The following is a 14,868-nucleotide window of genomic DNA, read 5'->3' on the forward strand; positions in this document are numbered from 1 at the left end:
CCATGCCCGCCGAGACCCACGTCCCCTACCGCCTCACCCGAATGGGGGTCGTCATGACCCCCGTCGACGGCGATCCGAACGAGGCCGAGGGGGTGCTCAACCCTGCCTCGGGCAGGGGCCCCGATGGCGAGCTCTACCTCCTGCCCCGGCTGGTCGCCGACGGCAACGTGTCGCGGGTGGGCCTCGCCCGCGTCGTGATCGAGGACGGCGTGCCCGTCGCGGTCGAGCGGCAGGGCGTCGTGCTCGAACCCGACCGCGGCTGGGAGCGCGGGGTCGGCAACGCCGGCGTCGAGGACCCCCGTGTCACCTGGGTCGAGACGCTCGGACTGCACGTCATGACCTACGTCGCCTACGGGCCGCTCGGTCCGCGCACCGCCGTCGCGCTGTCGAGCGACCTGCGGGAGTGGCGGCGGCTGGGGCCGGCGCTGTTCCGCTACCAGGACGACCTCGACATGGACCTCAACCTGTTCCACAACAAGGACACGGTGTTCTTCCCCGAGCCGGTCACGGCGCCGGACGGACGCGAGGCTCTCGCTGTGCTGCACCGGCCGATGTGGGACCTCGGCGAGACCAAGCCCGGTCAGGGCGTGCGCGTCCCGGCCGGGGTCGAGGACGAGCGGCAGTCGATCTGGATCAGCTACATCCCCCTCGACGCCGTCCGCGAGGACCTCTCAGCGCTCACCCTCTGGGAGCAGCACCGCTTCGTCGCGGGGCCGGAGTTCCCGTTCGAGGCGCTGAAGATCGGCGGGGGACCGCCGCCCCGCCGCATCCCCGAAGGATGGCTCGTCCTGCACCACGGGGTCACCGGGACGATCGACAGCGCCTTCTCGCAGCAGCAGAAGGTCAACTACGCCGCAGGCGCCATCATCCTCGACGCGAACGACCCATCGAGGGTCGTCGCCCGCACTCCGGAGCCCCTGCTGGCCCCGGAGACCGACGACGAGCGCAGCGGGATCGTGCCGAACGTCGTCTTCCCGACCGCGATCGAAGAGGTCGACGGTCGCCTGTTCGTGTTCTACGGCATGGCCGACTCGAAGATCGGCGTCGCCCTGCTAGAACGCACCGACTGATCGTGTGCCGTTCTCCGGAACGATCGTCCCTTCCGGCACCCACACGCCGCGAACGCACGACTGATCCGGAGAACGACACCGCACCCGAAAGGAACACCCTCGTGAACACCTCCGCACAACGTCGTGCGCGCACCCTCGGGCTCGCTGCTCTGGCGGCCGCCGCGCTGATCGTCCCGCTCGGCGCCACCTCCGCCGTCGCGGCCCCGGCATCCGCCGCCGTGACGAACCTCGACCACCTCGACTTCCTGCTCGACGAGGCCACCCCGCCCGCGGACGTCGAGGGTCACAGCACCTACCGCCAGGACGAGGAGCCGACCCTCGTCCTGCCGTGGACCTATGCCGACGCCCGGGACGGCGGCACGTTCGAGCGGGTCGGCGGCGGGCCGCTCGACCCCGAGACCGGCTACTGGGGCCAGGGCGCCTACAACGCCGACGACGTGACCCGCGCCGCCGTCGTCTACACGCGTCACTGGGAGCTCACCGGCGACGACGGCAGCCGCGAGAAGGCCTACGAGCTGCTCCGCTCGGTCGCCTACTTCCAGACGACGGAGGGACCGGATGCCGGCAACGTCGTCCTCTGGATGCAGCCCGACGGCACCCTGAACCCGTCGGCGGAACCCGTCGAGCTTCCCGATCCGTCGGACAGCGGCCCCAGCTACTGGCTCGCGCGCACCCTGTGGGCGCTCGGTGAGGGGTACGCGGCGTTCGAGGACGAGGATCCCGAGTTCGCCGACTTCCTCGACGAGCGGCTCGACCTCTCGCTCGACGCCCTGAACCGTCAGGTGCTCTCGAAATACGGCCGGTGGGCGGTGTCGGACGGCAAGCGGGTGCCCGCCTGGCTCATCGCGAACGGGGCGGATGCCTCGGCGGAGGCGGCGCTCGGACTCGCCGCCCGCGTCGAGGCCGGCCCCGACGGCAAGTCCGCGACGGCGCTGCGCCAGCTCGCCAAGGGCATCGCCGCGCTGGCCGACGGCGGGGTGCGGGAGTGGCCGTACAGTGCCGTGCTGCCGTGGGCGGAGTCGCCCGCGATCTGGCACGCGTGGGGCTCGCAGATGCCCGCGGCGCTGGCCGAGGCATCCGTCGTCCTGCGCGATCGGTCGCTCGTGCGTCCCGCCGTCGCCGACGCGGCGACCTTCACGCCCACGCTGCTGACGGCGGGCGGTCCCGACAACGGCTGGAACCCGAGCCCCGTCGACCCGGTGCAGATCGCGTACGGCGCGGACTCGCGTGTGCAGTCGCTGCTCGCCGTCGCCGAGGCGACCGGATCGGACGGTTTCACGCAGCTCGCCGCGATGCAGGCGGCGTGGTTCTTCGGCGCCAATCACGTCGGGCAGCGCATGTACGACCCCGCGACGGGGGTCACCTACGACGGGCTGCAGCCCGACGGGACGGTCAACCGCAACAGCGGCGCGGAGTCGACGATCCACGGTCTGCTGACGGCGATCGCGCTCGACGCCCATCCCGACGTGCGCGAGCGCGCCGTCGCCCTCACCGAGGTGACCGACCGCGAGGGTCTGTCGTTCGTCGAGGCCGAGGATGCGGTCTCGACCACGGGCGAGATCGACACCCCGGAGTCGTGGAGCGGCGAGTCCAGCTGGTCGGGCGATCGGCTGACGCTGTCGCGAGGTGACTCGGCGGTCTTCGACCTCGCCGGGACCGGCGGCAACCGGTGGGTCGAACCGGTCGTGTGGTCGGAGGTGCGCGAGCGCACCGCGTCGACGTGGCGCGCCGGGCGGCTGCCGCTCGGCTCGCTGCAGCTCACCGGACCGGCGCAGGGCATCTCGCCGACGGCGGGCGCGATGCACCCGCACACGCTCACCCGCGCGCTCCCGAAGGGCGAGGACCGGCTGCGCGTCGACGTGTCGCGGGGCGACCTGCAGCTCGACGGGCTGCTCGTGCGCCCGATCGTCTCGCGCCTCGAACTCGGCGGCGACGGCGAGGGCATGCTGCTCGTGCACTCCGCCGCGCGTACGCCGCAGCGGGTCTCGGTCGGCACGGGTGACGTGTCGGCCTACGACGCGCGGGGCCGCGAGGTGCGGGTGCGCCCGGGCGGCGGCACCGTCACGCTTCCGGCCGGAGGGTTCGCGATCGTGGAACGCTGACGACCGCTCAGCGGCGGAACGCCCAGTCGGGCAGGTGCGAGGACTGCACGAAGCTCATGAGGATCTCGGCGAGCCCCAATCGGGGATCCACCTCGAGAGCGGCAGCCGCGTACCTGCCCGCGTGCGTCGAGCGGCCGAGTGCCCACGCGAGCCACCCGGCCGTCGCGCAGGCGCCCGCGCGCTCGTCGGCCGGAAGCCGCGCGGCGACCTGGCGCACGAGCTCGAGCGCTCGCAACAGGCGCTCCGGGTCGGGGCGCGGACCCTCGCCCCACAGGACCTCCGCGAGGTCGACGGGGTACTCGTCGCCGTCCTCCCACCGCCGTTGCGCGTCGAGGGCGTCGTCGCCGCGGTCCTGATCGCCCGACCATTGCACGATGGCGACGTCGCGCAGCGACGGCCGTGACAGGCACCACCCCACGACGGCGACGCGCATCGGGTCGAGGGCCGCGGCATCCCACTCGAGCATCTCCTCGTAGAGCGCGGGCAGATCGTCCAGCGTGCAGGCGGCCTCCAGGGCGGCCGGATCGATCCGAGCCTCGGTGTTGAGGGTCGACGGGATGCCGCACAGCACCGTGAGCGCCGACTCGAGCGATGCCAGCGCGGCCGCCGCACCGGCGACCTCGGACGCGTCGGCGAGCGGCAGGTCGGCACCCGACGACTGGTCGGATGCGGGCGCCCGGTGCTCGATCAGCGCGAGCGGATGACCGCCGCGGGGCAGCGTCGGGTCGAGGTGCGACCCCCAGCCGTCGGCGGCGACGGTGAGGGCGTCAACGACGTCGAGGCCGCAGGCGCGGGCGGTCCGCCGCAGTGCGCCGATGAGATCCGCGCCGGGCAGCGCGGGGTCGGCGGACTCGTCCGTGTAGACGACGGCGACGAAACCCTCCACGCCGGCGACGCGGCAGGCGAGCCCGACGACGGTCGAGGCGACCGCATCGAGGTCCGCGTCGTCGGGGGGCAGGTCGACGCGCATCACGCCGAGACTGCGCCCGGAGCGCAGGGGGATCACGACGAGGCTCTGCGTGGGCGTGTAGTCGAGCAGGCGCGGAACGAGGCGGAGCAGGTGTGCGGCATCGGCCGCGGCGACGATCGTGGACATGGACCCAGCGTCGGACCCGAGCGGATGCCGGTGGTCGCCGCCCGTGCGGATTCGGGACGGACCGCGGATCCGGCCGCCTGGGGAGAAGGCCGTGCGCCCTGCCCCCGCCCGCGGCATTACGATGGAAGGGTGGACGAGTACTGGGGTGCGGTGGTCTGGGGTCTGATCCCCACGATCGTCGTCGCGGGCCTGCTCGTCTTCGTGCTGCGCAGCATCCTTCGGATGGATCGCACCGAGCGCAAGGTCTATGCCAAGGTCGAGGCCGAGGAGCGCCGCCGTCGCGGCCTGCCGCGACCCGACGAAAACGCTGGTTGACGGGCCGAACGATAGGCTGAGCCCACAGTTCCGGGGGGCCGCGTGATCAGCATCAGCGTCGACTGGACGTGGACGTGGTGGATCGTCCTCGTCCTCGCGTTCGACATCTCCGTGCGCATCCTCGCGGTCTTCATCATCCCGAGGAACCGGCGCCCCACAGCGGCGATGGCGTGGCTGCTGGCGATCTACTTCATCCCGGTCATCGGCATCCTGCTGTTCCTGCTCATCGGCAACCCGCGCCTGCCGCGCAAGCGCCGCAAGGAGCAGGAGGCGATCAACCGGGCTTTCCGCGAAGCGAGCGAGGACCTCGACTTCGGCACGCTGCGTCCCGACGCGCCGGTCTGGTTCGAGCAGCTCGTGGGCCTCAACCGCAAGCTGGGCGCCCTGCCGATGGCGGGCGACAACGGCGCGCAGATCATCTCGGACTATCAGGGCAGCCTCGACACGATGGCGGCGGAGATCGATCGTGCGAGCCGATACGTGCACGTCGAGTTCTACATCCTGCAGTCCGACGGGGCGACCGACGAGTTCTTCTCGGCTCTCGAGCGGGCGACCGCTCGCGGGGTCACGGTTCGCGTGCTGCTCGATCACTGGGCGAACCGCTGGAAGCCGAACTACAAGGGGACGATCTCGCGCCTCGAGCGGATGGGTGCGCAGTGGCGGCTCATGCTGCCGGTGCAGCCGTTGAAGGGCAAGTACCAGCGCCCCGACCTGCGCAACCACCGCAAGCTCGTCGTGATCGACGGTGTCGTCGGCTTCATCGGGTCGCAGAACGTCACCGATCGCAGTTACAACCTGAAGACGAACCTGCGTCGCGGCCTGCAGTGGGTGGACATGATGGTCCGCGTCGACGGCCCGGTCGTGGCATCCCTCTCCGCGGTCTTCGTGTCGGACTGGTACGGCGAGACCGGTGAGGTGTTCGCGGTCGAATCCGACTTCTCCACGGACGCCGGGACCGGCGACCTCGACTGCCAGATCGTCCCGAGCGGGCCCGGCTTCGAGTACGAGAACAACCTGAAGCTGTTCCTGAGTCTGATCTTCGGGGCGACGCGCAAGATCGTCATGGTCAGCCCGTATTTCGTGCCTGACGAGGGACTGCTGCTGGCGATCCAGACCGCGTGTCACCGCGGCGTCGAGGTCGAACTGTTCGTCTCGGAACAGGGCGACCAGGCCATGGTCTATCACGCGCAGCGCAGCTACTATGAGCAGCTGCTGGCGACCGGCGTGAAGATCTGGATGTACAAGAAGCCCTACATCCTGCACTCCAAGTCGATGTCGATCGACGACGAGGTCGCCGTCGTCGGGTCGAGCAACATGGACATGCGCTCGTTCGGTCTCAACCTCGAGGTGACGATGCTCGTGCGCGGCGCCGAGTTCGTCGACCAGCTCCGCAACGTCGAGGACCTCTACCGCGGGATGTCGCGGGAGCTCACGATCGAGGAGTGGGAGAAGCGCCCCATCCGCTCGGTGATCCTCGACAACCTCGCACGGCTGACGTCCGCGCTGCAGTGAGACGATCCGGCGGCTGTGGACACTTCTCGGGTGTCCGCAATCGAGGAGGAAACCCAGATGCGCATCCGTTCGATGGTCGCTTTGGTCGGAGCACTCACCGTCACCGCCGCGCTCGCCGCGTGCGCCACACCCGCGGCGGGTGATGCGGCCCCCGGAGGAGGAGCGGATGCGGTGGCGCCGGCGCCCCGCGTGGACGCCGGGTGGCTCGACGGGGGAGCGACGATCGGGGTCGTGACGTACGGCAGTTCGTCCTGCCGGCCCGAGGTCTCGCAGGTGACGGAGGAAAACGGGGTGATCGTCGTCGCCCTGCGTGAGCCCGCTGCGGATGCGTGCACGGATGATCTGGTGGCGCGCGCCCTCGAGGTGCCCGTGCCCGACGGTGTCGATGCGAGTACCGACCAGCAGGTCCGCGTCGAACTCGAGGACGTCCGCACCGACATCGACCTGCCCGCGTACGCCGGCGGCCCTGTCGAGGCGTACGCGCCGTCCGCCTCGTGGATCGGCGACCGCGTGATCGCGCTCCGGACGTGGGGGTCGTCGTCGTGCCTGCCCGTCGTCGAGGACACGCGGGTCGCGTCACCGGCATCCGTCGTCGTCCGCTTCGAGACCCCGCCCGCTGATCAGGTCTGCACGATGGACACGGCGCCACAGCTCACGCTCGTGCAGCTCGATCCCGACGCGGTGGTCGACCGCGATGCGACGCTGAGCTTCGGTGTGCTCGACGCGGCCGAGACGGTGCCGATCCGCTGACGTGGTTGGGTTCCGGAGACGCGTTCGGCCGTTTGCGTCCGGCGTGGGCGGCACGTTGGGTCCCTGGAACGGAAGCCGCCTCTGCTCCTGGGACGCGTCTGGTCGTCTGCCGCTGACGGATCCGGCAGATCGCGTCCCCGGAACCGGCACCGGGCATCCTCCCCAACTCGTCCGTTCGAGCCTGTGTCCACGTCTCCCCGGACTGCTCCGCTCCCACGGTCACCATCGCTCGAGCATCGCTGCATGGAGCCTCGACCATTGCCCCCGACTCTCGGCCCCGCGTTCTCCGTGAAGGCGGCGACGAATGCCGGTGTCTCGCCGCGCCGGCTCCGCGCGCGTGACCTCGACCGGCCGTTCCGCGGCGTACGTGTGCGGTCGGCGACGCTGCCGACGGATGCCGAGGGCGACCACGCGCTCCGAGCGCTCGCCTACGCCGTGGTGCTGCCCAACGGGCAGTTCTTCAGCCATCTGACCGCCGCAGTCCTGTGGGGTCTGCCGCTGCCCGCGTCCGCGCTCCGACGCGCCGACGTGGATGTCGCCGTCCTCGCGACCGGCCGCACGCCGCGCGGCGCGCGCGTTCAGGGGCACCGCATGGTGCAGGCCCCGACGCGGGTGTGCGTCCACCCTCAGCTGGGCGTGCCCCTACTCGCCCCGGCATCCACCTGGGCGAGTCTTGCGGCAGTGCTCCCGGACGTCCGTGATCTCGTCGCCGTCGGGGACGCGATCGTGCGGGTGCCGATGTTCCGCGGCGATGGGCCGGCGCTCGCGACGATCGACGACCTCGCCGCGGCGTCGTCAGGGAGGCGCGTCGGTGTCGCCAGGCTGCGAGCTGCGCTGCCGCTCGTGCGGGAACGGTCGGCATCCCGGACCGAGACGTGGTGCCGCCTCGCCCTGATCGACGGCGGTCTTCCGGAGCCGGAACTCAACTGGGACGTCGTCGTTGGCGGTCGGCTGGTGGCGTGCGTGGATCTGGCATACCCGCGCGAGCGGGTAGCCGTCGAGTACGAAGGCGAGCATCATGTGACCTCTCCGCAGCAATGGTCACGCGACATCGAACGTCACGAGGCGCTCGCCGCCGCGGGCTGGGTCGTCATCCGGGTCACGAAGCAGCACCTGTTCGCGGATGCCGCCGGTGTCGTCGCGCGTGTGCGGCACGCGCTCGCGCGTCAGTGACGCGCGGCTTCGGGGACGTGAACTGTCGCGTGCGCGTGGTTCGAGCGGCGAGTTGCGTCCCTGGAGCGGGCGGGCGTCGTCGCCCCGCGTCTTCCAGGGACGCCACCCGTCGAGTGCGCGGCGGCGAGACGGCAGATCGCGTCCCCGGAACCGACGCGTCTCAGTCCGCGCGCACGAGTAGTTCGCCGACCTCGCAGTCGAGGGCGCGGCAGATCGCCGACAGGGTCGAGTACCTGATCGCGCGGGCGCGGTCGTTCTTGAGGATCGACAGGTTCACGACTGAGACGCCGACGATCTCCGACAGGCGCGTCAGCGTCATGTTCCGCTCCGCGAGCAGCTCGTCGAGTCGACAGTGGATGCCGTTGATCTCGTCCTCTTCGGCGGGTGTCACACGAGTCCCTCAGTGTCGCGCTGCAGACGCTCGCCCTGCGCGAAGGCACCGGCCAGCACCGCCGCCGCGACGGCGACGAGAATGACGGGCAGCAGGGGGAGCAGATCGAGCATCGACAGCGTCTCGAATCGGATGCCGAGTGATTGCACGGCGTGCTGACGCCCCATCCCGTCGACGATCGGCCAGGCGAACGCCGCGACCGTCAGGGTCGCGGCGATCACCGGGAGCGCACGTGTCGCGCCGCCCGCGAAGACACGACCCCGGCGCACGGCGAAGGCGACGCGCATGAGCGCTGCGGCCACGATGATCGCGGCGACGGCGGCGATCAGCACCGCGGCGATCATCCAGGCCCGACCGCCCGCACCGAGTTCCGGCGCGCGCACGACGACGGCATCGACCGCTGCGCCGGCCGGGAGTCGGAGGACAGCGGATGCCTCATCCGCCCCGACCGTCACAGCGGGGCCCGCCGGGCTCACGATCTCGGTGATCCGATAGACCGCGACGGCCAGTGCCGTGAGGGAGGCGGCGACGCCGTAGACGATGAGGTCGAGTGCGCCGGCGGTCCGGGATGGCGCCGTCATCACACAAGCCCCTTCACGTCGTTCTGCAGGCGAGAGCCGTAGCGGAGGATCGCCCCCAGGACGGCGAACGCGAGGCCGACCGCGATCGGCCAGAAGGGGAACGTGACAAGCACGGTGGGAGAGGGGAACCACGCGTCGAAGGCGTTGTCGATGCCCGGGAAGTCCCCCGACCACGAGCCGCTTCGCGCTCCGAAGAACTGCATGGAAGCAATGGTTCCCGCGATGTCGCCCATCACCTGAGCGGCGATGCCGCCGAGCATGATGACCGCGCCCGTGGTGACCGCCATCTTCGCGACGACGGGGGCGAAGGCGGCGCCGACGAGCAGTCGAGAGCAGGCGATGGCGACGAACACGGCGACGAAGCCGGGAATGCCCCACGCGAGCGCTTGGCTCAGCGCCCAGAGCACGCGAGCGGTCGGGTCGAGTTCCTCAAGGGTCAGAGTCGCCTCGGTAAAGCCTCCCGACACCCGTCGAGCCGTATCCACATCGAGGGTCACGGTGTCGGGCAGCTGCGGCCAGAACTCGCGGATGGGCATCGTGATGGCCACGCCCGGAGCGAGCAGCGCGGTCAGCAGTGCGATCACCGCGCCTATCGCGGCGAATCCTGCCCACACGATCGCGACGACTCGCGTGACACGAACCAGCGTGGTGGGATCCTGCCCTGCTCGCTGCTTCTTCGCGGTCGCCAGCGCGAAGGCCAGGATCGTCCCCACGATCAGGACGACGACGAGAACCGCCCCGACGATCAGCATCCACCGTGCCATGTCACACCAACCCTTCTGTCTCGCGCTGCGGTCGCCGGGCGGCTTCCGGCCAGCCCCCCCGTAACGACATTCGTTGTTATCGAGAAACGTTATGCCCGCGGATGCCGCGGCCGCAAGCCCCGGCTTCGGTATGCCCACGGCGAACACGGGCATACCGGCATCCGAGCGTCGTTAGCCTCTACGTAAGACGCCGCCAGTGCGTCGAGTGGAGGTGGACGATGTTCGAGAGATTCACAGACCGTGCACGTCGTGTGGTGGTGCTCGCCCAGGAAGAGGCGAAGATGCTGAACCACAACTACATCGGCACGGAGCACATCCTCCTCGGCCTGATCCACGAGGGTGAAGGCGTCGCCGCCAAGGCCCTCGAGAGCCTCGGCATCTCGCTCGACGCCGTGCGTGAGCAGGTCCAGGACATCATCGGACAGGGGCAGCAGCAGCCGACGGGTCACATCCCGTTCACGCCGCGCGCCAAGAAGGTGCTTGAGCTGTCGCTGCGCGAAGCGCTGCAGCTGGGCCACAACTACATCGGCACCGAGCACATCCTGCTCGGGCTCATCCGCGAGGGTGAGGGTGTCGCCGCCCAGGTTCTCGTGAAGCTCGGCGCCGACCTGAACAAGGTGCGCCAGCAGGTCATCCAGCTGCTCAGCGGCTACCAGGGCAAGGAGCCCGCGGGCGTCGCAACCGGCGCCGGCGAGCAGGCCCAGGCCACCGCTCAGGGCGGCTCGGCGGTCCTCGACCAGTTCGGCCGCAACCTGACCCAGGCCGCGCGCGACAACAAGCTAGACCCCGTCATCGGGCGCGAGAAGGAGATCGAGCGCGTGATGCAGATCCTGTCGCGCCGCTCCAAGAACAACCCGGTCCTCATCGGCGAGCCCGGCGTCGGCAAGACCGCCGTGGTCGAGGGCCTCGCCCAGGCGATCGTCAAGGGCGAGGTGCCCGAGACGCTCAAGGACAAGCAGGTCTACTCGCTCGACCTCGGCTCGCTCATCGCCGGCTCCCGCTACCGCGGTGACTTCGAGGAGCGCCTGAAGAAGGTCACCAAGGAGATCCGCACGCGCGGCGACATCATCGTCTTCATCGACGAGATCCACACCCTCGTGGGTGCGGGTGCCGCAGAGGGCGCGATCGACGCCGCCAGCATCCTGAAGCCGCTGCTCGCCCGCGGTGAGCTGCAGACGATCGGTGCGACGACCCTCGACGAGTACCGCAAGCACTTCGAGAAGGATGCCGCGCTGGAGCGTCGCTTCCAGCCGATCCAGGTCGCCGAGCCGAGCCTGCCCCACGCGATCAACATCCTGAAGGGTCTGCGCGACCGCTACGAGGCGCACCACAAGGTGCAGATCACCGACGGCGCCATCGTCGCCGCGGCGAACCTCTCCGACCGGTACGTCTCCGACCGCTTCCTGCCCGACAAGGCCATCGACCTGATCGACGAGGCCGGCGCCCGCCTGCGCCTGTCGATCCTGTCCAGCCCGCCGGAGCTGCGCGAGTTCGACGAGAAGATCGCGAAGGTCCGCGAGGACAAGGAAGCCGCCAGCGAGGAGCAGGACTTCGAGAAGGCCGCCGCCCTGCGCGACGAGGAGAAGTCGCTCCTGGCGGAGCGCCTGCGCCTCGAGAAGCAGTGGCGCTCGGGTGACGTTGCGTCGCACGCGGTCGTCGACGAGGGTCTGATCGCCGAGGTCCTGGCTCAGGCCACCGGCATCCCGGTCTTCAAGCTCACCGAGGAGGAGACCAGCCGTCTCGTCTTCATGGAGAAGGCCCTGCACCAGCGCGTCATCGGTCAGGAGGAGGCCATCGCGGCCCTCTCCCGCACGATCCGCCGTCAGCGTGCCGGTCTGAAGGACCCGAACCGTCCGTCTGGCTCGTTCATCTTCGCCGGGCCCACGGGTGTCGGAAAGACCGAGCTCGCCAAGGCGCTCGCCGAGTTCCTCTTCGACGACGAGGGCGCGCTGATCTCCCTCGACATGTCGGAGTTCGGCGAGAAGCACACGGTCTCGCGACTGTTCGGTGCCCCTCCCGGATTCGTCGGCTTCGAAGAGGGCGGCCAGCTCACCGAGAAGGTGCGCCGCAAGCCGTTCTCCGTGGTCCTCTTCGACGAGATCGAGAAGGCCCACCCGGACATCTTCAACTCGCTGCTGCAGATCCTCGAAGAGGGTCGCCTGACCGACGGTCAGGGCCGCGTGGTCGACTTCAAGAACACCGTGATCATCATGACGACGAACCTCGGTTCGTCGGCGATCGCCGGTGGTCCCGTCGGCTTCCAGGTTGAGGGCAACTCGCAGACGACCTACGAGCGGATGAAGGGCAAGGTCGACGAGGAGCTGAAGCGCCACTTCAAGCCCGAGTTCCTCAACCGCGTCGACGACGTCATCGTCTTCCCGCAGCTGAACAAGGACGAGCTGCGCCAGATCGTGACGCTCTTCACCAAGCGCCTCAGCGAGCGTCTGCTCGACCGCGACATGACGGTGGAGCTGACGGATTCCGCGAAGGACCGCCTCATCGAGATCGGCTTCGACCCGACGCTGGGTGCCCGGCCGCTGCGCCGCGCGATGCAGCGCGAGGTCGAGGACCAGCTCTCCGAGCGGATCCTGCGCGGCGAGCTCAACGCCGGTGACCACGTGAAGGTCGACACCGAGAACGGCCGCTTCGTCTTCGCCACCACGCGCCAGGAAGGCCGCGAAGCGGTCGGCGTGGGTGCCGCGGGCGAGATCACCGCGAGCCCGGACATCATCGCCGGGTCGTAAGCGACGGAACGACAGGGGTCGGATGCGTGGGCCCACGCTCCCAGAGGCTCCGCCTGTTGCGTAGCAACAGGTGGAGTGGGAGTGGGGAGCATCCGACCCCTTCGTCGTTCAGTCTTGGCGCACCAGGAAGACGTCGACCTTGCCCTCGGTGTCGAGCACGAAGCCGTGCTACGGCGATGACGCGGGTGAGAGTCGGATCGAAGGCGTCGAGGAACCGCTGCCGCACGCGAGTCTCGTCGTACCGGCCGAGGCGCTCGAGGTCCGGCCGCAGGACCACCGCGCGCAGCTCGGCGATCCAGGTCGCGTCGTCGGGCGTCGAGGGGCGGAGGGTTCAGCGCATCCGTCCATTCAACCGCGGGCGTGCGTCAGCGGATGCAACGGATGCCGGGCGACACCCGGCATCCGTGGTCCGATCGTCGGCGTGTCGGGCGCGATCCATCGCGTCCGCGAACAGGCAAGGATGGTCGGGTGACCGTCTCCATCCGCTCCGCCCACCTCGACGGTGACGATCGCGGGGCGATCTCGAGGATGCTGGCGGACTATCACCTGCAGACCGAGGGCGAGAAGGTCGCGCACGGGGTCACCGAGCCCGGCGAGCTGCCCGAGCGGTACGCGGTTGAGGTGCGCGAGCCCGCATCGTGCTTCGCCGGCGCAGAAGTCATCGTCGCGGATCGTGACGGCGACGTGATCGGCATGGGGGTACTGCACCGCGCGGGCGCCGATGTCGAGCTCAAGCAACTCTGGGTCGCGCCCGCAGGGCGTCGACCCGGCGCGGGGTCTGCACTGATGGCGGATGCCGCGCATCGCGCCCATCTCGCCGGCGCGACCGCCTTGCGGCTGTCCGTGTAGGACTGGCGTGCCGACGCGCTCGCCCTTCACGCGCGGCAGGGTTTCGTCGAGGTCCCGTCGTGATCTTGATCGTCTCGCTGGCAGCTCTGACGCTCGGGGTTGTCCTCGAGGTGGTGGGCGGTCTGTGGGCGGTAGCCGATTATCAGGCGCAGGAGGCAGCGGGGCTCAACGGAGACGGGCCGCGAGCGCCGTTCGTCTTGGTGGCGGCTTACTTTGCACCCGCGCTGATGATCGTCGGCGTGATTGGCACAGTGTTTGCCCTCATCGTTGGACGCCGCAAACGCGTGGCCGCCGTCTGACCTACCCACGGAAGAGGAACCGGAGCCATAGGTTCCGGTCCCTCTTCCGCACCGCTCTCACGGCTGCACGCGGCCGCGCTGAGAGACCTTCTCGAGGCGGGGTACACGATGGGCAGGCCGAGAAGATCCTCGGCCTGTCTCGGACGTTCGTGCACCGCATAGCGAGCCAGTCGACCACCCCGAGTGACGGATGCCCCGAGTTGGATGCAATCGATGAGGCTGTCGCTCGGCACGTGCTCGGCTAGCGCGCTGCGCGCCGAGCCGGCTAATCGAGGTTCGCGGTGGACTCTTCCATGGCGCGGATGACGGCCGGATGGACGCCCGCAGCGGCGAAGCCGCACCACGAGCGCCGCGTAAGACCGAACAGAAAGGCCGGAGCCTCGAGCCTCCGGCCTTTCTTGCGATTCAGGCGTCGGCTGAGACGAGGAAGATGTCGCCTCCGCTTGAGCACTCCTCGGGCAGGTCCTGACTGGTTGCTATCCCGCCGGTGAGACTGATCGTGTCTCCAAGTTTGAACGTCTGACCGTTGTAGACGATGCTCTCACCATCGACGGCGATCGCGTCCTCGGGAAAGACGGGCACCGCGGCAGAATCATCTGAGGTAACTGTGAGACAGCCAGCGTCGCTTTGCGTGAGAGAGCCAACAAGCTGGGCGCCGAACCCACCTTCCCCTGTGGGTGTGTAGGTCGCTACCGTCAGTTCATCCACGCTGGTGCATCCCGTCAGGAGCAGGGTGATCAATCCGGGAAGGATCACCGATGTGGTGTGCTTCACTGTCGGCTCCCCTAGTAGTTGTAGCGCAGCCGGGTGCTGGCGGGTGCGTACGAGAACTTGGAGAACACGCTCCACGTAGACGCGCCGCCCTTGTGCATCCCATAGGCCCGATTGGTTCCGGTTCCATTCGTCCACAGCCATGGCCCACCGCTGTCTCCGCCGGCTTGGTCCGCCGCGACCCGCACGAAGCGGGCCTGGCAGGTCATCAACATGGCAGCTGCCAGCCCCACTCTTCCTAGCCATCGAGAATGAATCTTCATCGGGCCCCAGCCTCTACGATTTGGTCGGAAAGTACAGGCGCTGACTAATGCCGTCAATAGGTGTCGACGGCGCTCGAAAACTGGACAGTAGCGGCGCTTGAAAAGTGAACACTCAACGATTGGAGAGTGATCACTTTGGAGGACTGGGCGTTGATCCGGAGGCTGGCCGGCGAGGGCGTGCCGAAGGC

General features: G+C 69.5%; 14 protein-coding genes and 1 pseudogene. 9 read left to right on the plus strand and 6 right to left on the minus strand.

Annotation, left to right across the window (positions count from 1 at the left end; translation table 11 throughout):
* The first annotated feature begins 2 nt into the window (after positions 1–2).
* Complete coding sequence (locus tag NH287_RS10940) at positions 3–1,070, plus strand: glycosidase (protein WP_253035639.1); 1,068 nt, start codon at positions 3–5, stop codon at positions 1,068–1,070.
* A gap of 101 nt (positions 1,071–1,171) precedes the next feature.
* On the plus strand, positions 1,172–3,172 hold the full coding sequence (locus NH287_RS10945; RefSeq protein WP_253035640.1) for a hypothetical protein: 2,001 nt from the start codon (positions 1,172–1,174) through the stop codon (positions 3,170–3,172).
* 7 nt (positions 3,173–3,179) lie between these two features.
* Here NH287_RS10945 and NH287_RS10950 read toward each other — a convergent pair whose 3' ends face one another.
* On the minus strand, positions 3,180–4,268 hold the full coding sequence (locus NH287_RS10950; RefSeq protein ID WP_253035641.1) for a DUF4192 family protein: 1,089 nt from the start codon (positions 4,266–4,268) through the stop codon (positions 3,180–3,182).
* A 129-nt stretch (positions 4,269–4,397) separates the two neighbouring features.
* Between NH287_RS10950 and NH287_RS10955 the strand changes: the two genes are divergently transcribed.
* From NH287_RS10955 to NH287_RS10970, 4 genes are all read left to right on the plus strand, one after another.
* Complete coding sequence (locus NH287_RS10955) at positions 4,398–4,583, plus strand: hypothetical protein (RefSeq protein ID WP_064003630.1); 186 nt, start codon at positions 4,398–4,400, stop codon at positions 4,581–4,583.
* A 42-nt stretch (positions 4,584–4,625) separates the two neighbouring features.
* Complete coding sequence (gene cls / locus NH287_RS10960; RefSeq protein ID WP_253035642.1) at positions 4,626–6,095, plus strand: cardiolipin synthase; 1,470 nt, start codon at positions 4,626–4,628, stop codon at positions 6,093–6,095.
* Between the two features lie 57 nt (positions 6,096–6,152).
* A complete protein-coding gene (locus tag NH287_RS10965) occupies positions 6,153–6,845 on the plus strand; it encodes a hypothetical protein (protein ID WP_253035643.1) in 693 nt (230 codons plus the stop codon).
* Between the two features lie 258 nt (positions 6,846–7,103).
* Entirely contained in the window at positions 7,104–8,018 is a 915-nt protein-coding gene (locus NH287_RS10970) for an endonuclease domain-containing protein (RefSeq protein WP_253035644.1), read from the plus strand.
* 160 nt (positions 8,019–8,178) lie between these two features.
* On the opposite strand, the gene NH287_RS10975 is transcribed toward NH287_RS10970, so the two are convergent.
* The 3 genes from NH287_RS10975 to NH287_RS10985 are packed head-to-tail and all read right to left on the minus strand — an operon-like array spanning position 8,179 to position 9,907.
* Entirely contained in the window at positions 8,179–8,409 is a 231-nt protein-coding gene (locus NH287_RS10975; protein ID WP_253035645.1) for a helix-turn-helix domain-containing protein, read from the minus strand.
* Positions 8,406–8,990, minus strand: a complete 585-nt coding sequence (locus NH287_RS10980; RefSeq protein WP_253035646.1) for a hypothetical protein — start codon at positions 8,988–8,990, stop codon at positions 8,406–8,408. Before NH287_RS10980 ends, NH287_RS10975 begins: the two co-directional genes overlap by 4 nt.
* On the minus strand, positions 8,990–9,907 hold the full coding sequence (locus NH287_RS10985; RefSeq protein WP_253035647.1) for a hypothetical protein: 918 nt from the start codon (positions 9,905–9,907) through the stop codon (positions 8,990–8,992). The genes NH287_RS10980 and NH287_RS10985 overlap by 1 nt, the downstream gene beginning before the upstream one ends.
* A gap of 65 nt (positions 9,908–9,972) precedes the next feature.
* Here NH287_RS10985 and NH287_RS10990 point away from each other — a divergent pair, with 65 nt between their 5' ends.
* A complete protein-coding gene (locus NH287_RS10990) occupies positions 9,973–12,498 on the plus strand; it encodes an ATP-dependent Clp protease ATP-binding subunit (protein WP_253035648.1) in 2,526 nt (841 codons plus the stop codon).
* A 169-nt stretch (positions 12,499–12,667) separates the two neighbouring features.
* Here the strand turns inward: NH287_RS10990 and NH287_RS10995 are convergent.
* Positions 12,668–12,793 (minus strand): annotated as a pseudogene (locus tag NH287_RS10995) (GNAT family N-acetyltransferase); the annotation flags it as partial.
* 173 nt (positions 12,794–12,966) lie between these two features.
* On the opposite strand from NH287_RS10995, the gene NH287_RS11000 reads away from it, so the two are divergent.
* On the plus strand, positions 12,967–13,347 hold the full coding sequence (locus NH287_RS11000; protein WP_253035649.1) for a GNAT family N-acetyltransferase: 381 nt from the start codon (positions 12,967–12,969) through the stop codon (positions 13,345–13,347).
* Between the two features lie 59 nt (positions 13,348–13,406).
* Entirely contained in the window at positions 13,407–13,646 is a 240-nt protein-coding gene (locus NH287_RS11005) for a hypothetical protein (protein WP_217529795.1), read from the plus strand.
* Between the two features lie 405 nt (positions 13,647–14,051).
* Here the strand turns inward: NH287_RS11005 and NH287_RS11010 are convergent, their stop codons facing one another.
* Complete coding sequence (locus NH287_RS11010) at positions 14,052–14,420, minus strand: hypothetical protein (RefSeq protein ID WP_217529791.1); 369 nt, start codon at positions 14,418–14,420, stop codon at positions 14,052–14,054.
* Between the last annotated feature and the right edge of the window lie 448 nt (positions 14,421–14,868).

It is taken from the genome of Microbacterium sp. CnD16-F (assembly GCF_024124465.1).
GTDB lineage: Bacteria > Actinomycetota > Actinomycetes > Actinomycetales > Microbacteriaceae > Microbacterium > Microbacterium gawkjiense.